At 53.8% G+C, this 25,802-nt stretch carries 30 protein-coding genes; 6 read left to right on the forward strand and 24 right to left on the reverse strand.

Annotation, left to right across the window (positions count from 1 at the left end):
* The first annotated feature begins 9 nt into the window (after positions 1-9).
* From AB0A83_RS17100 to AB0A83_RS17115, 4 genes are all read left to right on the forward strand, one after another.
* Positions 10-426 carry a response regulator gene (locus AB0A83_RS17100; protein ID WP_150050483.1) on the forward strand — a complete coding sequence of 139 codons (417 nt, stop codon included), beginning with the start codon at positions 10-12 and terminating at the stop codon, positions 424-426.
* Positions 423-1,754: a PAS domain S-box protein gene (locus tag AB0A83_RS17105; RefSeq protein WP_367154797.1), complete on the forward strand. Its 1,332-nt coding sequence runs from the start codon at positions 423-425 to the stop codon at positions 1,752-1,754. Before AB0A83_RS17100 ends, AB0A83_RS17105 begins: the two co-directional genes overlap by 4 nt.
* A 364-nt stretch (positions 1,755-2,118) precedes the next feature.
* Positions 2,119-4,362 (forward strand): RHS repeat-associated core domain-containing protein, encoded by a 2,244-nt coding sequence (locus tag AB0A83_RS17110; RefSeq protein WP_367154798.1) that lies wholly within the window; start codon positions 2,119-2,121, stop codon positions 4,360-4,362.
* A 4-nt stretch (positions 4,363-4,366) separates the two neighbouring features.
* Positions 4,367-4,753, forward strand: coding sequence for a hypothetical protein (locus AB0A83_RS17115; RefSeq protein ID WP_367154799.1), 387 nt, complete (start codon positions 4,367-4,369; stop codon positions 4,751-4,753).
* 170 nt (positions 4,754-4,923) lie between these two features.
* On the opposite strand, the gene AB0A83_RS17120 is transcribed toward AB0A83_RS17115, so the two are convergent.
* Positions 4,924-6,012 carry an IS5 family transposase gene (locus tag AB0A83_RS17120; RefSeq protein ID WP_367154800.1) on the reverse strand — a complete coding sequence of 363 codons (1,089 nt, stop codon included), beginning with the start codon at positions 6,010-6,012 and terminating at the stop codon, positions 4,924-4,926.
* 183 nt (positions 6,013-6,195) lie between these two features.
* Here AB0A83_RS17120 and AB0A83_RS17125 point away from each other — a divergent pair, with 183 nt between their 5' ends.
* Positions 6,196-6,462, forward strand: a complete 267-nt coding sequence (locus AB0A83_RS17125) for a hypothetical protein (RefSeq protein ID WP_367154801.1) — start codon at positions 6,196-6,198, stop codon at positions 6,460-6,462.
* Positions 6,463-6,640: 178 nt separating this feature from the next.
* Here AB0A83_RS17125 and AB0A83_RS17130 read toward each other — a convergent pair whose 3' ends face one another.
* The 15 genes from AB0A83_RS17130 to AB0A83_RS17200 all read right to left on the reverse strand — a co-directional run bounded on the left by AB0A83_RS17130 (position 6,641) and on the right by AB0A83_RS17200 (position 15,609).
* Positions 6,641-7,042, reverse strand: a complete 402-nt coding sequence (locus AB0A83_RS17130) for a hypothetical protein (RefSeq protein WP_367154802.1) — start codon at positions 7,040-7,042, stop codon at positions 6,641-6,643.
* A gap of 82 nt (positions 7,043-7,124) precedes the next feature.
* On the reverse strand, positions 7,125-7,640 hold the full coding sequence (locus AB0A83_RS17135) for a hypothetical protein (RefSeq protein WP_367154803.1): 516 nt from the start codon (positions 7,638-7,640) through the stop codon (positions 7,125-7,127).
* Positions 7,641-8,051: 411 nt separating this feature from the next.
* Positions 8,052-8,339 (reverse strand): hypothetical protein, encoded by a 288-nt coding sequence (locus AB0A83_RS17140; RefSeq protein ID WP_367154804.1) that lies wholly within the window; start codon positions 8,337-8,339, stop codon positions 8,052-8,054.
* Positions 8,340-8,686: 347 nt separating this feature from the next.
* On the reverse strand, positions 8,687-8,902 hold the full coding sequence (locus tag AB0A83_RS17145) for a hypothetical protein (RefSeq protein WP_367154805.1): 216 nt from the start codon (positions 8,900-8,902) through the stop codon (positions 8,687-8,689).
* Positions 8,899-9,300 carry a PIN domain-containing protein gene (locus tag AB0A83_RS17150; protein WP_367154806.1) on the reverse strand — a complete coding sequence of 134 codons (402 nt, stop codon included), beginning with the start codon at positions 9,298-9,300 and terminating at the stop codon, positions 8,899-8,901. The genes AB0A83_RS17145 and AB0A83_RS17150 overlap by 4 nt, the downstream gene beginning before the upstream one ends.
* A gap of 112 nt (positions 9,301-9,412) precedes the next feature.
* Positions 9,413-9,805: a hypothetical protein gene (locus AB0A83_RS17155; protein ID WP_367154807.1), complete on the reverse strand. Its 393-nt coding sequence runs from the start codon at positions 9,803-9,805 to the stop codon at positions 9,413-9,415.
* Between the two features lie 100 nt (positions 9,806-9,905).
* Positions 9,906-10,406 (reverse strand): hypothetical protein, encoded by a 501-nt coding sequence (locus AB0A83_RS17160; RefSeq protein WP_367154741.1) that lies wholly within the window; start codon positions 10,404-10,406, stop codon positions 9,906-9,908.
* 35 nt (positions 10,407-10,441) lie between these two features.
* On the reverse strand, positions 10,442-10,939 hold the full coding sequence (locus tag AB0A83_RS17165) for a hypothetical protein (protein ID WP_367154808.1): 498 nt from the start codon (positions 10,937-10,939) through the stop codon (positions 10,442-10,444).
* A gap of 61 nt (positions 10,940-11,000) precedes the next feature.
* Entirely contained in the window at positions 11,001-11,456 is a 456-nt protein-coding gene (locus AB0A83_RS17170; protein ID WP_367154739.1) for a hypothetical protein, read from the reverse strand.
* 62 nt (positions 11,457-11,518) lie between these two features.
* Positions 11,519-11,857: a hypothetical protein gene (locus AB0A83_RS17175; RefSeq protein ID WP_367154738.1), complete on the reverse strand. Its 339-nt coding sequence runs from the start codon at positions 11,855-11,857 to the stop codon at positions 11,519-11,521.
* Between the two features lie 82 nt (positions 11,858-11,939).
* The gene (locus tag AB0A83_RS17180) at positions 11,940-12,476 is read right to left on the reverse strand and encodes a hypothetical protein (protein WP_367154809.1); all 537 of its coding nucleotides are present in this window, start codon (positions 12,474-12,476) and stop codon (positions 11,940-11,942) included.
* A gap of 99 nt (positions 12,477-12,575) precedes the next feature.
* Positions 12,576-12,800, reverse strand: coding sequence for a hypothetical protein (locus AB0A83_RS17185; RefSeq protein WP_367154810.1), 225 nt, complete (start codon positions 12,798-12,800; stop codon positions 12,576-12,578).
* A gap of 218 nt (positions 12,801-13,018) precedes the next feature.
* Positions 13,019-13,966 (reverse strand): glycosyltransferase, encoded by a 948-nt coding sequence (locus AB0A83_RS17190; RefSeq protein ID WP_367154811.1) that lies wholly within the window; start codon positions 13,964-13,966, stop codon positions 13,019-13,021.
* Positions 13,967-14,323 carry a hypothetical protein gene (locus tag AB0A83_RS17195; protein WP_367154812.1) on the reverse strand — a complete coding sequence of 119 codons (357 nt, stop codon included), beginning with the start codon at positions 14,321-14,323 and terminating at the stop codon, positions 13,967-13,969.
* Positions 14,320-15,609 carry a glycosyltransferase family 39 protein gene (locus tag AB0A83_RS17200; RefSeq protein ID WP_190303176.1) on the reverse strand — a complete coding sequence of 430 codons (1,290 nt, stop codon included), beginning with the start codon at positions 15,607-15,609 and terminating at the stop codon, positions 14,320-14,322. The genes AB0A83_RS17195 and AB0A83_RS17200 overlap by 4 nt, the downstream gene beginning before the upstream one ends.
* 241 nt (positions 15,610-15,850) lie before the next feature.
* Here AB0A83_RS17200 and AB0A83_RS17205 point away from each other — a divergent pair, with 241 nt between their 5' ends.
* Positions 15,851-16,519: an SOS response-associated peptidase gene (locus tag AB0A83_RS17205; RefSeq protein WP_150050511.1), complete on the forward strand. Its 669-nt coding sequence runs from the start codon at positions 15,851-15,853 to the stop codon at positions 16,517-16,519.
* A 51-nt stretch (positions 16,520-16,570) separates the two neighbouring features.
* Here the strand turns inward: AB0A83_RS17205 and AB0A83_RS17210 are convergent, their stop codons facing one another.
* The 8 genes from AB0A83_RS17210 to AB0A83_RS17245 are packed head-to-tail and all read right to left on the reverse strand — an operon-like array spanning position 16,571 to position 25,773.
* The gene (locus AB0A83_RS17210) at positions 16,571-20,167 is read right to left on the reverse strand and encodes a hydantoinase B/oxoprolinase family protein (protein ID WP_367154813.1); all 3,597 of its coding nucleotides are present in this window, start codon (positions 20,165-20,167) and stop codon (positions 16,571-16,573) included.
* Positions 20,168-20,202: 35 nt separating this feature from the next.
* Entirely contained in the window at positions 20,203-21,447 is a 1,245-nt protein-coding gene (gene ccmI / locus AB0A83_RS17215) for a c-type cytochrome biogenesis protein CcmI (RefSeq protein ID WP_150050515.1), read from the reverse strand.
* Between the two features lie 3 nt (positions 21,448-21,450).
* Positions 21,451-21,894 carry a cytochrome c-type biogenesis protein gene (locus AB0A83_RS17220; protein ID WP_150050517.1) on the reverse strand — a complete coding sequence of 148 codons (444 nt, stop codon included), beginning with the start codon at positions 21,892-21,894 and terminating at the stop codon, positions 21,451-21,453.
* Positions 21,891-22,424 (reverse strand): DsbE family thiol:disulfide interchange protein, encoded by a 534-nt coding sequence (locus AB0A83_RS17225; protein ID WP_150050519.1) that lies wholly within the window; start codon positions 22,422-22,424, stop codon positions 21,891-21,893. Before AB0A83_RS17225 ends, AB0A83_RS17220 begins: the two co-directional genes overlap by 4 nt.
* Positions 22,425-22,434: 10 nt before the next feature.
* Positions 22,435-24,414 (reverse strand): heme lyase CcmF/NrfE family subunit, encoded by a 1,980-nt coding sequence (locus tag AB0A83_RS17230; protein WP_150052055.1) that lies wholly within the window; start codon positions 24,412-24,414, stop codon positions 22,435-22,437.
* Positions 24,414-24,860, reverse strand: a complete 447-nt coding sequence (ccmE, locus tag AB0A83_RS17235; RefSeq protein ID WP_150052057.1) for a cytochrome c maturation protein CcmE — start codon at positions 24,858-24,860, stop codon at positions 24,414-24,416. The genes AB0A83_RS17230 and ccmE overlap by 1 nt, the downstream gene beginning before the upstream one ends.
* A 5-nt stretch (positions 24,861-24,865) precedes the next feature.
* Complete coding sequence (gene ccmD, locus AB0A83_RS17240; protein WP_150050521.1) at positions 24,866-25,036, reverse strand: heme exporter protein CcmD; 171 nt, start codon at positions 25,034-25,036, stop codon at positions 24,866-24,868.
* Entirely contained in the window at positions 25,033-25,773 is a 741-nt protein-coding gene (locus AB0A83_RS17245) for a heme ABC transporter permease (RefSeq protein ID WP_269473490.1), read from the reverse strand. The genes ccmD and AB0A83_RS17245 overlap by 4 nt, the downstream gene beginning before the upstream one ends.
* Positions 25,774-25,802 lie beyond the last annotated feature (29 nt).

A 25,802-nucleotide genomic window follows, 5' to 3' on the forward strand; every position in this document is an offset into this window, starting at 1 on the left:
GTTTAAACGATGAGAATCAAGAACAATCCTATCCTGCTGATAGAAGACGACAGCGTAGACGCGATGACGGTCAAACGCGCGCTAAAGGAGTTGCGCGTAACCAATCCTTTGCAATGGAAGGAAAACGGCGAAGAAGGTTTGGCTTATTTACAGCAGCCCGGCCACGAGCAACCGTGCCTGATCCTGCTCGATCTCAATATGCCGGTCATGAATGGCATCGAGTTTTTGCAAAACTTCAAAAGTTTGCCGGAATTGCGGCGCATCCCGGTAATTGCCTTGACAACCTCGGACGAACAGGAGGACAAGGTGGAGAGTTTTGAATTAGGCGTGGCGGGCTACATGCGTAAACCGGTGGAATATCAACAATTCGTCGAAATCATCCGTACCATAGACGCCTATTGGACCATCAGCGAGTCGCCGTTATGACAGCGGCACCGTCCAAACCGCAAATACGCCTGCTGTTGGTCGAGGACGATCAAATCGACCGCATGGCCTGCCGGCGCGCCCTGGCGCAACATCAGGATTGCGAATTTGTGTTGTTCGAAGCCGAAACCGGCAACGAGGGCTTGAACTACGCCCGTAACGAATCCATCGATTGCATCTTGCTCGACTACCACTTGCCCGACATCAGCGGCGTCGATTTTCTGGCCGAACTGGCGGAAGATACCGGCGATTTGCCGATGCCGGTAGTCATGTTGACCGGCTCCGATAACGCCATGATAGCGGTGGACGCCTTGAAATCCGGCGCCCGCGACTATGTCGTCAAAGGCGCCGGACCGGACGGCGACGCCCTGCAATGGTTGCCGGCCGTCGTGATGCGGGCGCTGCGCGAACAGCGCGCCATCAGGGAAAAAGTCGAAGCCTCCGAGTTGCTGCGGGAGGCGGAAGCCAAATACCGCTGTTTGGTGGAACAGATGCCGGCGATTACCTATATCGCCTCGCTGGAACAACCGGGCAAGCTACTCTACGTCAGTCCGCAAATCCGGCAACTCGGATATCGGGCCGAAGAATGGCTGGCCGAAGCGGACGGCATATTGAAATGGGTACATAACGACGACCGTCAGGCCACCATAGAAGCCTTCTCGGCCACCTACGAAAGTCATACCCCGCTACATTGCGAATACCGGGTACTCACGCGCGACGGCCGGACCCGCTGGCTGCTGGACGAAGCCAACGTGGTGCGCCCTGAAAATCGCGGTGCCCTGTATCTGCAAGGCTTGTTGATCGACATCACCACCGAAAAGGAAAACGAACAAGAGCTGTTTTATTACCGGCGCCGGCTGGAAGAACTGGTGGCGCAACGCACCGAACAATTGGAAAAGCAAAGCGCGATACTCGAATCGGCCAATGCCCGCATGGACCACGAATTGTGCGAGCGCAAACGGGCGGAAGCGGCCTTGCGCAACAGCGAAGCGCGTTTTCGCCTGTTACTGGAATCGGTCGGCGACGGTATCATCGGCGTCGACGCCGACGGCATCTGCACCTTCGTCAACAAAGCGGCCTTGAACCTGTTGGGCCTTGCCCCGGAACAACTTCTGGATCAACACGTCTGGCGCGCGATACAGCCCGAACTCAGCCCCGCCCAACCGCAATCCTGCGCACACGAGGCTCTGCACAACGGCCAAACGGCTAAGGAAATCTTGGCACTGCGCCGGCCGGACGGCACAAGCATAAGCGTGGAATGCACCGCTCAGCCGATGCAACCGGACGGCAAAACCGTTGGCGCGGTGTTGGTTTTTCGTAGCGTGGAGTGATTTTAGTTGGGATCGAGCCTGACTCAAGGCTCGAGTAACGATAAACGCTATTTTGATAGTGTAACCGCGCCCGGTAGACAGATTGTCACGCCGAGGTAAAGCACATCCCTAAGCTACGGCCAATATTCAAGGGTTGGGGCCCCTCATTCATGATCTTCTATTGGCAAAACCTGACGATATAAGTCAGCAGAATGACGTCTGCCTTTTGCTGAAAAGCGATCACCATTGGTTCACCGCGCTTTGCAGACCGCATCTTCGTGTAACTGACAAAACTTTGAGTGTTACCCCCACCGGCACCAGAGTTTTTTGAATTAACTTTAACTTTATGCTGCCAATAGCACAATCCCGATAATCCACTTCTGCTTTGGGAAACAGAACGCAAGAAACCTTATCCAATTCGGATGGCACTGTTAAAACATTTCTTCGGCAATATGACACATTAAATCGCTTAGTAAGACAATCAACTGCACTTGGTGCCGATACACAATACAGCTACGACCGTGAAGGTCACGTACTTGAACGCACAAATACGTTAGGACATACCGTAAGTTATGCCTACGATGCAGCATACCGCATTAGCCAATTGACTGATCCAAGTGGAAATTCGACTTATTTTCAATATAACGAGCAGAATTTTATAACCCAGGTTACCGATCCTAAAGGATGGGTAACAAAATACGACTACAATGCACTGGGCGATTTACTTCAAGTGGAATCACCCGACCAGGGAGTTACAGAATATTCTTATGATTTATCGGGAAATCTAAAAACCCGTGTCGACGCAAGAGGCGCAAAACTCGAATATACCTATGATGCATTGGATAGGCCGAAAAAGTTAACCGCCAATAAAGTCGATGGCGTCAAGCCGCGAGAGGTTGTCAGCTGGAAATATGACGAAAATCAAAACGGTACCGGCCGCTTGACTACCATGAGCGACGAGTCCGGCGACACTTCATTTGAATATGATAGTCATGGCCGATTAATCAAAGCTACGCAAGCTAGCAAATACGGCAAAGCCACGCTCACACAATCCGTCAAATATCGCTACGACTCAAACGGTCGCCCGGATCATCTGACTTACCCGTCCGGCACAGTTGTTAGCTATGATTACGATAATCAAGGCCGAATTCATCAGCTGAATATCAACGATAAACCGGTGCTTGAAAACATAGTCTATCAACCATTCGGTCCACCAGTCGCTTGGCTCAGCAACGGGAGACAGTACACTCGCACATTTGATGCGGATGGCGATATAAGTGAATATTCGCTAGGGAATAATGATCGTACTATTGAATACGACCAAGGCAAACGCATTACTGCTTATCTCCATAATGATTCACGGCTCGATCGCAGCTTCGATTACGACGACAATGATAGAATAATTTCGGATACGGCTAATAGCGGCGAAATATTTAACTATGAATATGATGCCAACGGCAATCGCCTTAGTCATTCCATCAACAATTCAAACACTTTATATACAATCAACAACAAAAACAATCGGTTAGTAAATTCTACGGGTGCGATAAAAAAGGCTTACGCTTACGACAAAGCGGGTAATATCCTTTCGGATGGAAATATACTGTATTATTGGGATGCATTCGGGCATTTAGTCGAAACAAAAAACTCTACAACCCATTACGAATATTTTTATAATGGCTTCGGTCAACGTATCATGAAAAATAATGCTGAACTAAGTAATGCACCGTATCGATTTATATACGATAAAGCCGGGCATTTATTGGGGGAATACGACAAGTTCGGCCGTGTAAGACAAGAAACTGTCTGGCTTGGCGATATTCCGGTTGCCGTGATCGATAATGCAAAAATTTACACCATAGATACCGACCACCTAAACACCCCGAGGGTGATTTTAGATAGTTCGAACAAGCCCGTATGGCGCTGGGATAATAGCGACGCGTTTGGATCCATTTTACCGAATAACGATCCGGATAAAGACGGCAAAAAATTCGAATACAACTTACGCTTTCCCGGACAATATTTCGACCAGGAAACCGGGTTATTTTATAACTATTTTAGATACTACGATCCCAAGCTAGGCCGCTATCGACAAAGCGATTTAATTGGTTTAAAAGGGGGCGTTAACACCTACACCTATGTCAGCAATAACCCGTTACGGTACATTGACCCACTTGGATTAGAGGGGATATGGATTGAATATTCATCTCCTGGTGAGCCAGGGCCTCACCAAAGTATTGGGGTAGGTGATCCTAATGGCAACAATTTAACGTATAGTTTTGGTCTTGAAAGCGGGTCGCCATTTGGTGGTCAAGGTCAAGTTTATGTAGATCGAAACTCTGGTGGTGCAATTCGTAATTATTATGATGTTCCTGATTCAAGTTTATCGGCTGTCAAAAAAGAATTACGACAGATGTATGGGCAGTCGGGTAAATACAATTTAGTAACAAATAATTGCCGACACTTCTCTAATCGGGTTCAAAATTATTTGGTAGATAAATACAATCTACAACCTGCTGATGCTCCAGAAAGAAATGCTACTCCACAAGGAAACTTTGGTATTTCAATCACTGGGCCAGCAGCTAATACAGGTGCATATATCTCTTCACCAGGGCCTACTGGAGATTGAGTTTATGAACAAAAAGCATATTTATTGGATGCTGTGTTTGATTGTTTTTATTGCAATTGCTTTTCCTATAGTTTCTAAATCTGACCAGAGAGCTGTTTTTCAAAGTGTTAATGCACAAGATATGTGGGATAAATCAGCTGTTGATCTAGAATTTCCTGACAACGCAAAAGTTCCTCTTTTTTTGATCAGGAATGAAACTCTGTTTTTAAACATACAGATAACTCAGCCAAGATGGATGCTATACATGGAAGTTCATCAGATTAAATGGGATGAGGATAAGTTACAAAGTCTGTTAAAAGGTAATCCTGAATTGCAAAGATATTTGCCGATAGCAGTTGCGCTTGATGGTGGTATCAAGTGGATTGAAGCAAAAACCAAAGTCAATAAATGATTTAACAGGGTGTTGAAATTTGCCTATATGCCTTCGGCTTCAAAACCATTTTTTGGTTTGGATGAGCCTCTGGAAGCCCGATCAGGCCTCAAAAACCGGTTTTAGCCGGTTATATTCGCCCCGAAGGGCGTTAAATTCCGCCTTTTGGCGGATTTCAGGCGCACTACCGCCTAGGCGGTACTGTATCGCCAGCCGAAAATGGCGCCCATCCGAGTCAGGTTATAGGCGGCAAAGGTAAAAATTGTTTGCGCGGCGACCTTCTTTAACCCCCGGAACTTGGTTTGGCGTAGCGGGCCGACCGTCTTGGCCCAACCGAAGACTTCTTCGATCCGCTTGCGGACATTGAGGCTTTTCCGGTAACCCTCATGCCGTGTGGTACGTCCGTCGATGGCCGAACCTTTTTCCTTGCTGGCGACATGCGGCGTGACTTTGCGCTGGCGTAACTTGGCGACAAAATCCTGCGTATCGTAATTTTTGTCGGCGGCCAAGGTCGCGCCCGGTTTGTGGATCGTGCGTTTGACCATGGCATGGGCCGCCTCGCGTTCTGCGGTGCCGGTGGCCTGGGTGACTTCGACGTCAACGACGAGGCCGTTGCGATTTTCCATCAAGGCATGACCGAGGAAAGCCAGCTGCGATTTGTCGCCCTCGCTCTTTTTGTACAGCCGAGCATCGGGGTCGGTGCGTGATGCGTGGGTTTCGTTACTGCGTTTCTCGCCCTTGAAGTTGACCGTGGGATTGCGGCCGCCATCTTCCGGCGGCGGGGTCGAGCCGTCTTTCTTGACGAAACTCTTGTGCGAGGCCCAGGCTTGAATCAGTGTGCCATCTACGGAGAAGTGCTCGTCGGAGACAAGCTTTTTCCAATCCGCCAAGGCCAGTACCCGTTCGAAAAACAAGCGGCTGATCCGCTCATTCAGCAAACGGTCGCGGTTGGCGCTGAAGGTCGAGTGATCCCATACCTCGTCGTCCATCGTCAAGCCGACGAACCAGCGGTACAGCAGGTTAAAGTCAATGTGTTCCACCAGCTGCCGTTCCGAACGGATCGAAAACAAGACTTGCAACAGACTGGCGCGGAGCAAGCGTTCCGGCGGAATAGAGTCCCGGCCGCGGCGGGCGTAGAGTGTATCGAATTCGTCGTTGAGCGTGGCGAGCAACAAGTCGACCACTTGACGCAGCTTGCGTAGCGGATGCTTTTTGGGAATCCGGCTTTCCAGGGTTCGGTAACTGAACAGGTCTTCTTGAGTAATGTCGGCGCCGCGCATGGGGACAGTGCAATATATTGGAGATAGAACTATTTTATCATTTAGAACAATGCTTTATGATTTGCCAACACATCTGACTCAACCAGCCAATGCGGGTTACAGGGGAGATAAAATCAACAGCCTGTTAAGGGGCGAATACAATAAGCTCCTAAATTCACAGCCACGCCATTGAAGGTGAAAACCATGAATATATTTACCTATATCTGGTTGAGCCTAATTATTCTTTGGCCTATCGTATTCAATATACTTGAACACTTTGACCCAAATAGGGGGCTGATATGGTTTTACTTACAGCAGCTTTATTACTGGCCGCTTGGTTCTTGGTTAAAAGAACCATTTTTCCAGCCTGATAGTGAAGTTGGTTTTTTTGTAAGGCCTTTGGGGCATGTTGCCACAACGAGCATTTATCTCTTGATACTGTTTGGGTGGAGAGTGCTAAGGAAGAAATAACGACGACACGAGGGCATTAATACCTACGCCTATGTGCGGAATAATCCGTTGAAATGGATCGATCCGCTCGGATTAAAACCAGGTGACCCATTTGATACACCTCAAGCCGCAGCAATGGATGCAATTAATTGGGTATACGGGTCAACTTCAACGTCAGGTTCAGGTCCTCTCATGAATGTTAGGCGGGACCGTTCCAGAGCACATAGTGATCGTATTCATCGGCAAAGACGGCAAGCAACTTTGGACTGTAGATGCAAATGGTTGAATGAGACCACGCAACTCCCCGATTCGGATCGATCGCCTCATCAAACGAATATACATTGCCGTCGCGAGACGAATGGGCCGAGATGACATGCACGGGGCCGCCGGCTCGGCGCCGCCTGAGCAGGGCAATGAAGTCTGCTTGATGCAAATGCTTTAGGTGTTCCGTCGACCGAGCTTCGAAGTCGAAGCCATGATGCAGACGCTGCAACTGCTTTGACCTTCTCTTTGGAGAATCGAGTTGCCCAAGCCAACGGTCCTTGAGCGTCGGCTTGACGAACGCCTGAATGAATTCGACTTCAGCCACCGGTAGGTTCATGGTCTTCCATGCCGCCTAACGTGGAGGTAAGGGGCTGCGCTTCAGCGCAGTCCCAGCCCGAAGGGCGAACTTGACCGCAGGGTTAGGATTCATCGCCATACAGCTCGTCGTATTTTTTCGTTAAAAACTCACCCAACTCTTCAAATCCCCGCAGCATGTTGGAACACCAGATACGACGCACCTGCATCGTGCTAATGAAATGTGCCTTAAGCAAGCCAGAGTAGCCAACCTCTTGCACATCGGACCATGGAATTACGTGCGCCCCCGCAAGCGGAGAAGAGTAGTAAATGTTTTTTTCGTCGTACCCAAAAGAGACAAAGAAAGCTTGATATGCAAAGAATGCTGCCGCTACGAGAAATACGATTGCAATGAGGCCCGCAAGGACTAGTTGACTTGGGCGCGCATGGGCGGCTGCATAAGCCACAAATAGCGAACCGGGTACGAGAAGCGCCGCGAATAACTTGAAACCAATGCCGTAGCTGAGAATTCGACGGTCGCCTTTCCGTGTTGCAGGCTTCGTCCCTGTGCGAGCAAGAAAGTACACGGCAGCCGCGCCAAATAGGTCGCTGAGTATTGGATGGAAGCTGTTGAGGTCCATAGAGTCCTAACGTTCAAGATAAGCTGAAACGCCCTTCGGAAAGCTTGACCGAAGTCGGAAACTTCAAATAACCGCTAAAACAGAAGAAAGAAGCAAAGGGCGTTTTCCGCTGCATCGCTATGTTAGGCTCATTTTGTACTACAAAGTAGGCAGAATTGCGAATAAAGCTTGTATATGGCGGTTACGCAGCATCATGTTGGATCGGTCAGCTTCAGTGTCTATATTGTCATTTGATGAGGGTTAATTTTTTGCTGGAAGAGTTGCATCCTCCTTGCCGGGCGGATGCGACTATTGCCCTAAGAATTGACTAACAGAGATACCCAATGCTGCGGAGTCCGTCCATGTCTAGCTTGCAAGCGTTCATTATCTCTGTAACATAATTCTGCGGCCAATACGATTTGGCCCCAACAATTAGCGCCAGAAAGCAAGCCCACTAAACCATCCAAACCCCGGAAAGGCTTTTCGCACCTCCTTCAGGGATTGCTTCACCAGTGCCTTCTGACGAGGATTCAACGGCCGGCATTCCTTGCGGATGGCTAAGACCACAAGACCCAGTTCCCCAATTAGTTCAGATGAGGTTGTCCATGTACCGTCAAGGACCTCTTCAAGGCAATTGGCATGCGCGACAAACCCACCATCGATAAGGGCCGCGACTAATTGGCGGAACGGTTCGGAACTAACAGAAGCGCGCATTTTCAAGACCCAACACCTCCGCATAGCTCTCCGTGCTTCCCGTTTGCAGAGCTTACGCCTAACAGAAAGCTGAGCTGCGGAGCGGAGTCAGCTTGAGCTTTTAGTTGATGTGCGCCATGAGGCGCATGACTACACTTTAAAAAAGGGGCAAAAAAAATTCAATATTCGAAGTGCGTAACCGCGTTTTGATATCCGCTTTAGCAAAGCTAAGCGCGTACCAAAACGCGGTTACGCTCAGTACCATTTTTTTTCGCCTTTGTCCAATTTGTGCCATGAGTTTCATGTCGTCAAATCAACGTAAAGCTAAGCCGACCGCTGGAGCGTAGCGGAATCGGGTCGGCTTGAGCGTTTTGTTAGGCTGGATCCTTGCTTTTTTTTGCTCTTATCTCGGTGAGCACGTCGTCCAAACTAAGATGATCAAAGAGTGCCTCTCGTTCTTCCGTGTAATTTCCTGTTCCGGTAGAAAACTGGCCTAAAAAACGCATCGTATCGGCAACCCCAATTTCTTTGGCAAGAACATGGAGGGCCTTATTTGTAATATCAGTTAAAGGTCTTGCTGGAGTGGTCATGGCTCGATTACCTCGATAAGTTCCAAAGGCGAAACCACCTTTGTCTGTTCTGTTTCCATCTGCTTTGCTCGCCGAAGAAATCGGTCGTCGCAAGTGCAGAAATAATTTGCCTGTGCTTCCACTGCACAAGCCAAGTGCAATGCATCCAGCACCTTGATTCCGTGACTGCCATAGTTGCGGGCGCGCTGCTCAACCGAATTCGTGGCTTGAATAATTGAATGACTTTTCGACAAGGCTTCTTGCACAAAAGCCTTTCGTGCAGGATGGGGATTATGATCGGCTTCATAACTCAAAGCGACAGAATTGAGCAGCTCTGCATTGCCTTCCTCACACCAAGACAATATGCCGAGGATAGCTTCGGCTTCAATGTGAATGCGGATGTGAGTTTGGTCGTCCATTGGCCGTTGTAGACAGCACATGTCCAAATATATTCGCATTGTCTTGGTATGCCTCGTTGATATTGTAATATTCTTAATCGGGCAACGAATAAATCGTTGCCCGACATGCTTTTTATTGCTCTACAGTGGTTTGGCCAGAATGTTGATTTACATGCTGCTGGGCATTTTGAATCCAGTAGCAGGCGTAAATGCAAGCAGTGAGCGGGCCAATTTCATTGAGCATCCATGTAGTTTCGACGTGCCCCGGAATCTCCATTTTATTCTTTGGAATCATTGTTAGGGTGCGGCTTTCCGGGTCGGTATATTCGCAAAGAATTTCATCATCATTAAGATCGAAATGCTTATGCACGAGATGTAAAGCGCAGCGATCCAACTTCCCATGTTTTTTCAGTACTTCGCGGATTTCAGCCAAACATTCGGAATCTTGGTCATTCAATGGCTCCACGTCTTGTAAATAGCTGATTGGTGCCCACTGCATAGGGGCGACTGCAATTTGCTCACGCATATTTCCTCCAAGCTTTACTTTCCCGCCGTTTTGACACTAGACCCGCATGTGGCGGTTTGCATGAGAGCCTAACGTCTGACATAACCGGCGCTGCGCGGCTTCATCGCGCAGCGTCCGTGTTGATGGATGGGTTAGGCACTGAATCAGGAAAGCGAATGTCACCAGCTTCTGCAAGGAGCAATGTAGCTGGTGCAAAGCTGTGCATTGCACTCGGGTGTTGCGGCGCTAGTTCAACCCATGCATGTAGCAATGACGTTCCAACTTCCATACGCTCAAATAGCTCCCGAAAAAACCTACTGAATCCATCTGCATTGCGATTTAGTGTCAGCACCAGATTTGCAGACTTCTCGCCCGGAAGCGCCGCAGACTTTTGTGCAGCGTCAGAAGAATTGGGAGATGCGAGCACAATCATCGTTGCGCTCGTAAGTTTTGCGACCTGTCGAAGCCCCGCCGGGACATCGATACCAGCAAGCGTTCCGTCTTCGCGTAGGTGAGAGTAGAGGAACAATATCTCGCAGCTCGGAAAGCGCGTTACAGGAGCGATATTCGTGTTTTTGAACATGGAGCTAAGAGCCGCCGCATCTTCATTCAATAGTGGCACGAGGTCATCGCCACTCAGATTGGCAAACCCAATCGTTAGCGGAATGACCTTCGGTCGGTTCTCGGTTCCCGCCCCCCAGAAGAGGGAATCTGTTCGAGGTAAAGCACACTTCGGGGATGAAAGATCAGGTAAGACCATATGGGTGCATTGGGACCATAAAACATCTTTTTGATGCCGCACTGAAGATGACATGACTGGTCTCTTACCACATCTACCATGACGCTCAAACTGCGCAGCCAGTCAAGGCGAACCTCTACGGTGTGGTCTCCGGGAGCGACACCAAAATACTTCACCTCTTCAGGTGAAACCTCGCCAATCTTTTGTCCGTCAATATAGATATTGAAGGGGCGCAACCAAAGTTTCCCTCCATCGCGCTCGATGCAAATCGATGTTTGCGGCCGGGTAGTCAATTGCGCTTGCCGAGCCGTTGCAATACGCATGAGCTGCTTACGGTAGGAGATTCGCCCCCAAATAGCAGCGATAGCAATAACCAAGACGAAACCACCAACAATTAGATAGATCAGCGGATCCATTTGGAGCAGTGCCTAACGTGAAATTGAGGGGCGCCGATAGGCGTCCCTCTCGAATGCCGGGTTAGACCACAACTTCAATGGACTTAAGGAACTTAGATTTTCGACCTTCAAGTTGAGCCTCCAATCTTTCTACGATATGTGGGTGCGCCCAAACGGCACATGTTTCTAACCCTCGCAGTTCATCTGGTGTCGCAGGCATCTCCACACCTTCGAAATAGATGCTTAACTTTCCAGATATACAATCCTTCTTGGCATAGTGCTGAGGTTTCGCGAATTCTTCAGGTATAGCCGCCCTGCCAATCTTAGCCCACCCATAACGATTTGGCGTGTCGTTGAATACCACTACACGGAACGCTACTGGCAAGGCCATTACTTCATCAACTGATAACTCCGCAATATTGGCGGCCAAGAAAATGCGTGCGGTTCCATCGGACAGCCATTGTGCATAGGCATGATGTCCTGCTGCGGATAGCGGAAATTTGAGGACATCGCCTGGTTTTTTAATGATGCGTGGCATAGGCGGTCTAACGCAAAGCTAAGTGGCGCGCAGCGCAGCGAATCGTCCCTTTGAGCGCAGGGTTATGCATTTGTTTTCTTCGCTCGATTTGCTGACGCTTCAAGTTCAATAATTTGAGTAATTTTCCCTCGTCCGACGATACGTGTACCTTCTCTAATTTCAAACTTCATGTTGGGATAAAGTTTCCCCCAATGTTCTGCAGGGCTGAGGAAACCCAGATAGGCTCTGACGGTATCACCAGGATTGACTTGATTGACATCAGGGTAAACATGCCTAGCATCCCAATCGTGCCCCTCATAATAAAACTGAGGTCGATAGTCGTTAAAGACGGGAGTACTTCGCCCTCCTTCTTCCGGCTTAAGGAAGTAAATTTCGGCCTCAATATCGTGCGGGATTCTCATCGCGTATCAGATGCATAACGCAGAGCTAAGCCGACCGCTGGAGCGTAGCGGAAGCGGGTCGGCTTGAGCGAGGGGTTAGAGATTATTTGCACTCCGTGGTTGGTAACGTAAGACTGTCTAACTTACCTCGAACGCGAAGCAACTTTTTGCAGCCGATGTTTCCGATGGACTGGCGGTTTTTGTCAAACATTTCTCCGCTGCCCAGATGTAATACCACACCTGACTCATAGTTGTGCGCATGGGGAACCGAAGGAAATGGATCAACATCATTTTTATGAATGCGCCAAACCTCACCTTTCACCTTTACCGTTTGCTCAGTGAGCAAACGGGGAATGCCTTCTGGTATTAACGGTTCTTCAGCAATGAACTCTGCGAGAACCTCTGGATGGAATTTTCTAAAATCGAAGTTGCTCAGATAGCCAATGATTTTTTCTGCATCAAGACCTTGATCGAGCACTCCAAGTGGCGGATTTTCCGGAATGTTCAGAACTTCCGCTAACGCAGCTTGAATATCAAGGCTCGATATTTCAAAGCCCCGAAGCTCGCTGAGAACGCCACGTGCAATTCGAGATGCCTCAATGTATGAAATAAGGCGTTGCTCAATATCCATTGTTTTCATGACCTCTAACGTTAAAATCAGCCGCCCGAAAAGCGCTTAGCGGTTTTTGGGTCGACTGGATTTGCTAGTTATGCGCTTTACTGCCTCAAGCGTCATAATTTATTTAGTATCGATTAAATGACTAAGGTCTATGTATGCGTCTTCAGCAGCATCTGGCCTCATTGAAACGCTTACATATATTTGACCAAATGAAGCCTTGAACTTCCAGAACTCCCACTGATCCATTTCCGACTCAACATATCTGCTTAGCTTTCGAATCATTTCCTTGAATTCTTCCTCGGTTAGCTTTTCAGTTGAAATCAAGATTTTTTCCTTATTCTTCATTGGCAACAAAAGAACATAACTAGTAATTAGATAGTTTCCGTATATCTACCGGAAATGATTTCCTAACCGATAATTCATTGAGCAGCATATGATTTTCCCTTCTGTATATCATCAACGATAGGCGACAATGATTGGTAACGACGCATTTGCTACCATTGAATCAAATTAGGCGATAGACAGCAACGGGTCAACGGACTTAGTCATAAATTCATCAAGCCCTAAAGCTTGGGATGCACCGGCAGGCGCGGTTCGCTTTGGATGTCGATCTGTACGGCGGTCAACAGCAACTGAAAACCCAGTACGATGGGCAACACCGCCAACATCACCGTTCCGGCGCTGGAAAATACTCCGGCTGCGCTGTTGTGGTACCACTGCCAGGCGCCGAAACCGCTGCCGGCCAACGACAAGACGCTCCCGGCCAGAAACATCACCGACGCCGCATTGAAACCGCGCAAAAAATAACTGTAAAACAATCGCTTGAAAAAACGGTTCAAATACAAACCGGAAAATTCCCAAACGACTCGCCGCACCGACAAATTGCTGATCTCGTCGGCGTACACCGCCTGCATCGGCACGTCTTCCACCACCGCCCGCATGATATTCAAACGAAACAGCAAATCGGATTCGAAAAAAAACCGTTTGGATAACTTGTCCAGCGGCAGTTCGGCGGCGATTTTGGCGTGCATTGCCACATAACCGTTGGTCGGGTCCATGACGCTCCAATAGCCGGTGGACATTTTGCTGACGAAGGACAATACGGTATTGCCGAATAAGCGCAGCTTGGGCATGCTCTCCAGATATTCCAGCTTGTAAAAACGGTTGCCCTTGCAATAATCGGCCCGGCGCAGCCGGATCGGTTCGACGAATTTGCCGATCAAGCCCGGATCCATTTGCCCGTCGCCGTCTATCTTGACGATGATGTCCGCTCCGTCCGCCAGCGCCGCCCGAATCCCGGTCACCACCGCCCCGCCTACCCCTTGGTTTTGTTCGTGCCGCAGCACCTTTATCCTGGGATCGATGCACACCTGCTCGACTCTGTCGCCGGTATGCTGCGGACAGGCGTCGTCGACGACGTAGATTGCAGCCACTTGTACGTCGATGCGCCCCAACACCGACAACACGGCATCCCCGGTCCGGTAACAAGGAATAACGACTGCGATCCGCATTCAAGCACTCCCGATCACGATAATGCCGGCGACGATCAGCAGCGAACCGATCAGTAGCTGCAGATGCCACGCTTCGCCGAACAGATAATGCGCCGCCACCGGCACGATGACGAAAGCCAGAGCGGTAAACGGATATGCCCGGCTCAGCGGTACCTGGGTCAACACCCACACCCATGCCATCGTCGTCAGCGCATACAGCGCCAGCCCGGCCAGCAGATAAACGTTAGTCAACGCCTGAATCAAACGTTCCCAAAATCCCGCACCGCTAATTTGCAGAGCACCTTGTTTGAACAGCACTTGCCCGGCGGCCAGGGCCAAAGTCACGCTCAAACACATCAAAGCGGCGGAAGCCTTCATGGCAGCCACTTGGCTTTTGCCGCGACCAGCAAGCGGGCCGCTCCCGCCGCGGCCAGTCCGTAGGCGATCGGATACACCGGAAACGCATAACGCGGCAGCGGCGCCAATACACTGTGCAGGGCCGTGAAATAAGCCAGCAAGGCGACGCAAACCAGCGCTGCCGGGTCATTGGCGCAAATACTAGGTCGCGCGCGCCAATCCGCCAGATACCCAACGCATGCCAATCCGCCCAAGGCAATCAACAACGGATGAATCGCCATCATCATGTTCAAGGTAAAGGCCGGCAACGGCTGTCGGGTATACACCGACGACGCCACCTCATAGACATAAGGGCCACCGGCCCCGGCCACTTCTTCCGCTTGCCAATACTGCCACGGCTTGCCGAACAGATACCAACTCGCGTAACGCCACGGCTGTTGCAAGGCCCGCGCCCAGATCACCGACGCCGCGTTGGCCAAACTTTTAGTCATCGCCTCGTATTGCGGGTCTTCCCGATACGGATAACCGCGTAATTCCGGGGTTTTGAAGGTCAAATCCGGGTAGCCGCCCAGCGCGAAAGCCGCCGCCGCCAGATTGACCTCGTCGGGTTGGCGATTGTCCGACTGCCAGATTTGCCAAGGCGCCCAGACCGAAACCAGCGCCACCAGCAGCGCCGCATGCCGTTTAACCTGCTGCTTCGACAGCAACGATGCCAAGCACAACAGCGGTGGAAACAACAAAATAGCCGGCCTGACCAAAGCCGCGCAGGCGAACATCGCTCCGCTCAGGGCGAACCAGAGCCAATGCCGTTTATCCCAGCCTAACAGGTAAACGGTCACCGACAAAACAATCAGAAAGCCGGACAGGGTTTCGGTCAGCACGTAGCCGCTGCCGATAATCAACTGCGGCGAAATTGCCACCCACAACGCGCCCAAAAATGCCGCCCAAACGTGGGTCAAGCGCAACACCAGATGAAAAGTCAGCAGTACGGTCAGACTGGATAGCAAGGCTTGAATCAACAGCACCGTGCTGTAAAACTGCGGAATCTCGCCGGTCAAACGCAACACGGCCGCCAAAAACAGGGGGTATCCCGGGGAAATATAAGTGGACGGAGTGAACGGGGCCTGTTCCGCCAACGAATAACTATGGTTAAAGGCCAAATTCAAGGCCAGACGCAGGTACTTGCCGGCGTCGGCCCGGAACGGGAAATCGATTTCCATCGAATACACGTAACTGATGCGTAAAATCAACGCGCACACGAACAGCAGAACGCTTATGGCGGCAGTGGGTACTTTATTCTCAGTCATAGTCATCGGGTTGAGCACGACGAACGAATTCGGTGCAGTTCGTTAAAAAAAGCCGCGAAGGCTTCGCGATTGTGGCTCTGCGGCTTGGTTGCCGCGCAAAACCTGAATAACTGTAGCCCAGTATTCGAACGACGTAATTCAGCCCCGATGACCAGCGGCAACGTTTGAAACCTCAGCGGCAGTTGGCCCGGCACCATGCTGCAAGGTTATGATGTCGGACGGGCCGATTGGGAGAACGACTATGTGTGGACGTTTCGATTTAACCGCAAATGCGCAAACCATCGTCGAACATTTCTTATTGCAGCGTACCCCGAAATACCAACCCAGCTACAACATCACGCCGGGCCGCAAAATATTGAACATCGTCCAGTTGGAGGACGGCTCGCGCAAATCGGTGAATCTGTTCTGGGGCTTGGTACCTTCGTGGGCCAAAGACAAGAAAAACAGCGGCCATTTGATCAATGCCCGCATGGAATCGGTACGGGAAAAACCCTCGTTTCGCGCCGCCTTCAGACACAGGCGCTGCCTGATACCGGCCACCGGATTCTACGAATGGCACCAACAGGACGCCGCCAAACAGGCTTACCACATCCACAAAGCGGACCACGGTGTATTGGCGTTCGCCGGCTTATGGGAACAATGGCAGCAACAAACCGAAACCCTCTATTCCTGCACCATCATCACCATGGCCGCCACGGGCTGTATGACCGAGATCCACCAACGCATGCCGGCCATCCTGAACCCCGCCGACTACGGTATCTGGCTGGATAAAGCCACCCCGCCGGATACCGCTTTCGCGTTATTGAACGCCGGCATCTACCCCGACCTGCAAGCCACCGCGGTAAGCAACTGGGTCAACAATCCGCAGCACGACGATCCGCGCTGTTTGCAGACGCAATCGGCCACTTGAGGTCGTATCGCTGGGGGGATAATTCGCTCATGCCTTAACCCATCGGTCGAACTAATCGGCCGCTCCGAACCCGCCCCCGCCCGGGGTTTCGATCAGGATGGCGTCGCCGGCCTCAACAGCAAGCTGCGCGCAAGCCGGCAGGACGTCTTCGCTGCCGTCCTTGTGCAACAAGCGGTTACGGCCGATTTGACCGGGACTGCCCCCAGCCAGGCCGAACGGCGGCAGGCGGCGATGGCTGGACAGGATGCCGACCGACATCGCTTGCAGAAATTCGATATGCCGGAGCGTGCCGCAGCCGCCACGATAGCGCCCGGCCCCTCCGCTGCCGTCGCGTACCGAGAATTCGTGCAACAACACCGGAAAACGTTGTTCCAGAATTTCCGGGTCGGTGATGCGCGAATTGGTCATGTGGGTATGCACCGCATCCGCCCCGGCAAAACCGTTGCCGGCCCCGGCTCCGCCGCAGATGGTCTCGTAATATTGGTAATCCCGGTTGCCGAACGTCAGATTGTTCATCGTGCCTTGCGAGCCGGCCAGCACCCCCAACGCGCCGTACAAGGCGTCCACCACGTATTGCGAGGTCTCGACGTTGCCGGCCACCACCGCGGCGGGGTAGCGCGGATTCAGCAAACAGCCCTCGGGGATAACGATGGTTAAGGGTTTCAAACAGCCGGCGTTGAGCGGAATGTCGTCTTGCAACAAGGTGCGGAACACGTACATCACCGCGGCTTGACACACTGCGGCGGGGGCATTGAAGTTGCCGTCCAGTTGCGGCGAGGTGCCGCTGAAATCGATTTCCGCTTGGCTGCGCCGCCGGTCCACCGTGATGCGCACCGCGATCCGCCCGCCTTGGTCCATGGGATATTCGAAATAGCCGTCCGCCAGACCGGGCAACAAACGGCGCACGCAAGCCTCGGCGTGATCTTGCACGTGCCGCATGTACGCGGCTACCACCGGCAAGGAATCCTGTGCGACCAAGGCCAGTAATTCGTTGGCGCCTTTGTGGTTGGCGGCGATTTGCGCCTGCAAATCGGCGATATTTTGCTGCGGATTGCGAGCCGGATACGGGTGATCTTGCAGCCATTGCACAACCGCCCGCTCCAGAAACTGCCCGGCTTGCACGATTTTCAAGCCGGCGCTGAGCACGCCTTCTTCGCTGATGTGGCGACTGGCGGCCGGCATCGAGCCCGGGGAAATACCGCCGACGTCGGCATGGTGACCACGCGACGCAACCAGAAACAACAGCCGGTTGCCTGGTGGGTCGAATACCGGACTGACCACGGTAATATCCGGCAAATGCGTGCCGCCGGCGTAGGGCGAATTAAGCAAATAGGCGTCGCCCGCTTGCATGACCAGGTCGGCCCGGGCCAACAGGGCGGCAACGGCGGCGCCCATCGAACCCAAGTGCACCGGGATATGCGGCGCGTTGGCAATCAATTGCCCGGTGGGGTCGAACACGGCACAGGAAAAATCCAGCCGCTCCTTGATGTTGACCGAATGCGCGGTGTTTTGCAGCACAAAGCCCATTTGTTCGGCGACCGAGACAAAGCGCTTGTTGAAAATTTCCAGCCAAACCGGGTCCGCAGCCGCGCCGGGCATCGCCGCCTCGATGCCGATTTCGCGGCGCTGCAACAACAAATCGGCATTTGCCGCGACTTGCGCTTGCCAACCGGGCTCGACCACTATGGTAGAGGTCGATTCCAGCACGATGGCCGGGCCGTCCAGCACCGCTCCGCTCGGCAAGGCTTCCCGCCGGTAAATCGGCGTTTCCCGCCAGGCGCCGCGGCTGAACATGCGGTCGATCCTTTCGGCGCGCACCGGTCCGGCGGCAGCCTGAAAGCCGCAATCCAGGTCCGGCGCGTCGCCGGCGCTGCATTCCAGATACACAGCCGACAACAGCAGCGGCCGGTCCGCGTAGCAAAAACCGAATTGCTGCCGATAGGCGGCCGCGAAACGCTCGGTCAGCTGGCCCGGTTGGTCGGCGTCCAGTGCCAGCGAGGTATCCGTGCCTTGATAGCGCACGACCAATTGGCGGCGGCTGCGAATCGTCGGCGCGGCTACACCTTGCGCGCTCAATTCCGCGGCCGCTTGCGCCAGTAGTTCGCCCCACCATTCGTCAAGCTCGGCGGCGCTGACGCCGTCCAAATGCCGCTCCACACCACGTTGCCGCAACACCCGAAATTGCGCCAAGCCCATGCCGTAAGCCGACAACACCCCCGCCAAAGGATGCAGCAACACTGTGCGCATGCCCAATTGCTCGGCCAGCAGACAAGCGTGTTGAGCGCCGGCCGCCCCGTAGCAGCACAAGGCGTAGTCGGCCAAGTGGTAACCTTTTTGTACCGAGATTTGCTTGATCGCTTCGGCCATGTTTTCGATCGCGACCGCCAAAAAACCGGCGGCGACTTGTTCCGGGCTGCGCGGCTCGCCGCAGGCCTGGCCTATGCGCTGCGCCAGCTCGGCAAATAGGACGCACACCCGCTGCAGGTCCGGTCCTTGATCGCCGCGCGGGCCGAATACGGCCGGAAAACCCGGTAATTTGCCCAGTAGCAAATTGGCGTCGGTCACGGTCAGCGGTCCGCCGCGCCGATAACAGGCCGGACCGGGATCGGCACCGGCCGAATCAGGCCCAACCCGGTAGCGGAAGCCGTCGAAATGCAAGACCGAGCCACCGCCGGCCGCCACGGTGTGGATCGCCATCATCGGCGTGCGAATTCTGACCCCGGCCACTTCGGTGTCGAAACTGCGCTCCAACTCGCCGGCGTAATGTGCGACGTCGGTCGAGGTTCCGCCCATGTCGAACGCGATGATTTTAGCCAGCCCGGCCCGTTCCGCCACCGCCGCCGCCCCGACGATGCCGCCGGCCGGCCCGGACAAAATACAGTCCTTGCCTTGAAATAAATCGGCTGCAACCAAGCCGCCGTTGGATTGCATGAACAACAAACGGCTGGAACGGCCGCCGTTGGTCAAGCCGCTGGTCACTTGCTCGACGTAGCGGCGCAAAATCGGCGACAGGTAAGCGTCGACCACAGCGGTATCGGCCCGGCCGACCAGTCTGGGCAGCGGGCTGACCCGATGAGACAGGGAAATTTGGCGGTAACCGATTTCGGCGGCGAGTTCGGCCAGTTGCACTTCGTGCGACGGATAGCGCCATGCGTGCATCAGGGCGATTGCGACGGCCCGATAGCCCTGCGCGTATAACTCGGCTAACTGCCGGCGCGCCCGAGCCGAATCGAAGGGGCGTATTTCCCGGCCGTCGGCGCCGATTCTGGCGCCGATTTCCACTACGGCGCGATACAGTTGCTCCGGCCGGCGGATGTGCAGCGCGAATATGTCCGGCCGGTTTTGGTAGCCGATGCGCAAACAATCCTTAAAACCCTGGTTCACCACCAGAACCAAGGGCTCGCCTTTGCGCTCCAGCAAGGCGTTGGTACCGACCGTGGTACCCATTTTCACGCTGCCGATATGCGGGGCCAATGCGGCGCTCGGCGGCAGCTGCAAAATGTCGCGTATGCCTTGCAAGGCCGCGTCTCGATAACGCTCGGGATTTTCGGACAACAATTTGCGGCAGAGCAAGCGCCCGTCCGGCGCGCGCGCGACGATGTCGGTAAAAGTGCCGCCTCTGTCGATCCAGAACTGCCAACCCGACATTGTTCCGCCCGAACCTAGGCTCGCGCGCCAAAACCCTAGCGCACTTGGTCGTTTATCACCACCGTAACCGCATTGCGCTGCTCGCCCTTGACGGCAACGCTGCCGATAGGCTCGCCGGCCTGCGGCATGGCATTGCCGCTACGGCTGACGCGGGCGGTAACCTGCAAATCCTCGAACGTCGACACCGTCATGTTGGGCATCATCGCCATACTGTCGTCCAAGGTAATTTTCAGCGGCAAATCCTTGACTTGCCGCTTGACCGCGGCCAGCGGCATTTTCGGTCCGTTGGCGGCCTTGACGTAAATCATCACGCTGTCGCCATCGTTGACCAAGGGCTGGTAACGCGGATCCAGGCTGACTTCGACGTTGACGCTGCTGCCGGCCTTGGCGGCAACAGCGGCGGTTGGTGCGGCCGGAGCCGGCGTCGCGCCGATTTCCGCTTCGCGTCCGGCCCGCTTCAACGCGGTATCTATTAGTTGCTGTACTTCCTGATAATCTTTATCGCCGGGCTGATAGCGTTGCTGCAGTTTGCGCCAAATCGCGATAGCCGGGTCGTACCGACCGGCTTCGGCCTTACTCAGGCCAAGCAACCACATGCCCATCTCGTTATCGGGTTTCAGCTGCAAGGCGCGTTCGATCAACTGATTAGGCTCGCCCTGCAAGCTGCCGTTATTGGTCATCGCCGCGGCGTCGGCCAATTGCAACATCAAATCGGGGTTATCCGGCTGCAAGGCCAAGGCTTTACGCAATGCGCCCACTGCGTCCGGGTAGCGCTTCATCGCTTTGTACGAACGGCCCAACATGATCCAGCCTTGCAAATCGTTCGGCTGCTTCTCCAAACGCTGCGCCAGGCCGTTGACCATTTGCTCGATTTGTTCCTCGCGGCTGAGCTCGGTTTGCACCGGCCGGGCCGCGTTCGGGTCGAAGGCGCGAAAATCGCCCAATTGCGCGTACAGCGCCAACGCGGCGACCGGTACGGCAAATGCCAGAGGCAGCGCCAACCAACGTCCGTTGCCGCCCGGTTGAGCCAGCGAACCGCCGTCGTGTAGGTCGTGGAACAAGCCCACTTCCAATTCGTGCTTGGCGGTGGAGAACTGGATTTGGCTGATATTGCCGGCCGCCAATTCGGCCTTCAGTTCCTTCAACTTGGTTTGCGCCAACTGGATGTTGGTTTCGTCGTCGGTCTGACGCACCACGGTTTTACTCAGCAACATCGGCACGACAATGAAACCCAAGGCCATCAACAGCAAAATCAGCGCATACAATCCAAATTCGAACATGGCTTACTCTTTATCCAATAAATTGCGGATTTCCGCTAGATCGTGTTCCTTGACGTCTTGCACCGACTGGCGACCGCCGCGCAATACCCGCCAAAATGCGAACAAACCCAGCAACACCGCCAGCAGCGGCCCCAACCACAGCAACAGGGTTTTGAATTTGAACGGCGGCCGGTACAGCACGAAATCGCCGTAACGGTCGGTCATATAGCCGATGATTTCCTGGTCGCTTTGACCTTTGTTCAACAGCTCGTACACCTTGTCCCGCAAGTCTTGCGCCAGCTCCGCGTGCGAATCGGCGATGTTCTGGTTTTGGCACACCAAACAACGCAATTGTTCGGTCAGGTTTTGGTAACGCTGCTCCAATAAAGGATCCTGAAATTCAAACACCTTGGTTTCGGCCGCGGCGGCCGAAACCACCAGCACCAAGATTAAGCCTAAACGTTTCATTGGCCGGTCTCCGCGTTCAATTGCTGTATCAACGGTATCAAGCGCTGTTGCAAGGACGGCATGTCCACCGGTCCGATGTGCTTATGCCGTACCACGCCTTTTTTGTCGATGACGAAAGTTTCCGGCACCCCGTATACGCCCCAGTCCAGGCCGACTTTGCCTTCGCGATCCATCACGCTCAAATGGTAAGGATTGCCCAACTTGGCCAGCCATTGGCGGGCGTCGGTCGGCTCGTCTTTGTAGTTAAGGCCTACGATGGGCAGCAAGCCGGTTTTGGCGAATTCGTTCAATACCGCATGCTCCTCGCGGCAGGATACGCACCAGGACGCCCAGACGTTCAACAGCCAGACTTTGCCCAACATGTCGGCCGGCTTGAAACTTTGCCCGGGCTGATGCAGTTGCGCTACCTCGAAAGCCGGGGCCGGCTTGCCGATCAGCGGCGAAGGCACTTCGCGCGGATTCAAACTCAGACCTATGCCTAAAAACACCACCAACACCGCAAAGATGGCCAACGGCAACCAATTTCGCATTTATCCCCCTTTATGCCCGGCTAGGTAATGCGGCGCCGGCCGCTTTACTGCGTTTCACCCGCGCTTCGTTGCGGTAGCGTTTGTCCATCACCGCCAACAAGCCGCCGCCGGCCATAAACAAGCCGCCCAGCCAAATCCAGCGCACGAACGGTTTGTAATACACCCGCACCGCCCAAGCGCCGTCTTTGCCCAAAGGCTCGCCCAAGGCCACGAACAAATCGCGGCTCAAGCCTACGTCGATTCCGGCTTCGGTCATCGGCATGCCTTGGGCGCGGTAAACCCGTTTTTGCGGATACAATTCGGCCACACTTTCGCCCTCTCGGCTGACGCTGACGTGGCCTTGGCTGGCGTCGTAGTTGACCCCGGCGGTTTTCTTGACCCCGTGGAACAAAAAGTCGAAGCCGGCCAAGTGCAACGTTTCGCCCGGCGCCAAACGCACGTCTTTTTCTTGCGAATAAATCGAGGTCAAGCTGATGCCGACGATGAACACGGCAATGCCGAAATGGGCGACGGTCATCGCCCAGATGCTCAGGGAAATGTCGCGCAAGGCCTGCCATTTATCGTCTTTGCTGCGCAAGCGCAAATGGATGCCGTACACCGCAGTGGCCGCCACCCATACCGCCAAGGTCAAGGCGATTAAAGCCCCCCAGCTGAATGCCTGCGGCAATAAGGCCAGCAGCACGCCGGCCACCAAGCTGCATAGCAAAGGCCAACGCAGCAATTCGTACAAGCGCGGCAGGTTGTCCTGCCGCCAGCGCATCAACGAACCGACCCCGACCAAGGCCGCCAGCGGCGCGGTCAGCGGGATGAATACGCTATTGAAATACGGCGGTCCGACCGAAATTTTGCCCAGGCCCAGGGCATCTATGATCAAGGGGTATAAAGTGCCCAGCAAAATGGTCACCGCCGCCGATACCAGCAACACATTGTTGACCAACAGCATGGCATCGCGCGACAGTAGTTCGAAGCTGGTTTCGCTATGAATTTGCGGGCCGCGCAAGGCAAACAGCAGCAAGGAGCCGCCGACCACCACGCCCAGAAACGCCAGTACGAATATCCCGCGGGTCGGATCGGCCGCGAAGGCATGTACCGAGGTCAACACCCCGGAACGGACCAAAAAGGTACCGAGCAGGCTCAACGAAAAAGCGAATACCGCCAACAAGATGGTCCAGTTCTTGAACAAGCCACGTTTTTCGGTTACCGCCAAGGAATGCACCAGCGCGGTACCGACCAGCCACGGCATGAAAGACGCGTTTTCCACCGGATCCCAAAACCACCAGCCGCCCCAGCCCAGTTCGTAATAGGCCCACCAGCTGCCCAAGGTAATGCCCAAGGTCAAAAACAGCCAGGCGGTGGTAGTCCAGGGCCGGGTCCAGCGCGCCCAGGCGGTATCCAGCTTGCCGTTCATCAGCGCGGCGATGGCAAACGCGAACGCCACCGAAAAGCCGACGTAGCCCATGTACAACATCGGCGGATGGATGGCCATGCCGGGGTCTTGCAGCAAGGGGTTCAAGTCGCGGCCTTCGGGAGGAATCGGGAACACACGCAAGAACGGATTGGACGTCAGCAGAATGAACAGCAGGAAACCCACCGCCACCCCGCCCATCACCGACAGTACCCGCGCGGTCAAATCGATGGGCAAGCTTTTGCTCAACAAGGCCACCGCCATGGTCCACAGCGACAGGATCAGGATCCACAGCAGCAGCGAACCTTCGTGCGAGCCCCAGACGCCGGAAATCAGATACATGTAAGGCAACTGGGAGTTGGAGTTTTCCGCCACGTAGGCGACGGAAAAATCGTGGGTAATGAAGGCGTGGGTCAAGCAGAAATAGGCGATGAATACAAACAGAAATTGGCCTACCGCCAGCGGCCTGGCCAAGGCTATCCAGGCACCGACGCCGCGCTTGACGCCAACCAAAGGCACCACGGCCAGCACCGTAGCCAGCACCAAACCTAAAATCAGGGAAAAATGTCCGACTTCCGGGGTAATCATGGCTGCACCTCTTGCGGTTTGGCGGCGACTTTCAGGCTTCCCGCCACTTCCGGCGGCATGTAATTCTCGTCGTGCTTGGCCAACACTTCCTGGGCGACGAACACCCCGGCAGGGTTGAGTTTGCCGTTAGCGACTATGCCTTGGCCTTCGCGGAACAAATCCGGCAATATCCCGGTGTATTCCACCGGCACTTCCTTGGCCATGTCGGTCAATACGAATTTAACCGTCAAGCCGTCGCCGGGACGCTGCACGCTACCCTTGACCACCATGCCGCCCAGGCGGAACAAATGGTCTTGCGGGGCTTTGCCGTCCACCACTTCGGTCGGCGAAAAAAAGAACATCAGATTCTCGTTGAAGGCACGCAAGCCGAACCAGGCTGCGGTACCGACACCGGCAATCATCAGAAAAATCAAACCCAGCCGATTACGGCGGTGCGGTTTCATATTGATCATGACGGAGACCTCTTAGTCATGCGCTGCCGCTTGAGCAGCAAACCGCGCACTATTTGTTTGTGTTGCCGTAAAGGCTTCAACACCCCGAACAACAGCACCGCCGCAGCGATGCCGTAGGACGTCCACACGTAAAAGGCGTAACCGCCCATGTACAGAAATTCGCTCATCGTTGTTCCAATATTTCGTCCACCCAGCGGTTGCTCTGCTCGCGCAACAGCAACTCGTTGCGGCAGCGTATCAATAACGCAATGGCGTAATAGACTTTGAAAGCCACGGCCATAGCCAAAAGCGGAATCAACATGTCGACGTGAATGGACGGTTTGTCGAATTTGGTCACGGTCGGCCCTTGATGCAAGGTATTCCACCATTCCACCGAATAGTGAATGATGGGGATGTTGACGACGCCGACCAAGGCCAGAATCGCCACCGCGCGGGACGCGGCCCGTTTGTCTTCGATAGCGCCGTACAAGCCTATCACGCCCAAGTACAAAAACAGCAGGATCAACTCCGAGGTCAGCCGGGCGTCCCACACCCACCAAGCGCCCCACATCGGCTTGCCCCACAAAGAGCCGGTCGCCAAGGCCAAAAACGTAAAACCGGCGCCTATCGGCGCGCTGCTGATCGCCACGATTTCCGCCAGCTTGATCCGCCAAACCAAGGCAATCGCGCCGCTGACCGCCATCACCATGTAAATGAACAAGGACATCCAGGCCGCCGGCACGTGTACGTAAATGATGCGAAAGCTATCGCCCTGTTGGTAATCCGCCGGCGCCAACACCAAACCGCCGTACAGGCCGTAAGCCAACAATCCCAGCAATAACGCGCTCAGCCACGGCAGCATCCGGCCGCTGATAGCGTAGAAATAAGGCGGGGAAGAGAATTTATGCAAAAATCGCATGATCATAAAATTCGACCGATGGTTTTTTATCAATT

The sequence above is a fragment of the Methylomonas sp. HYX-M1 genome (assembly GCF_040741385.1).
In the GTDB taxonomy this organism is placed as follows: Bacteria; Pseudomonadota; Gammaproteobacteria; order Methylococcales; family Methylomonadaceae; genus Methylomonas; species Methylomonas rhizoryzae.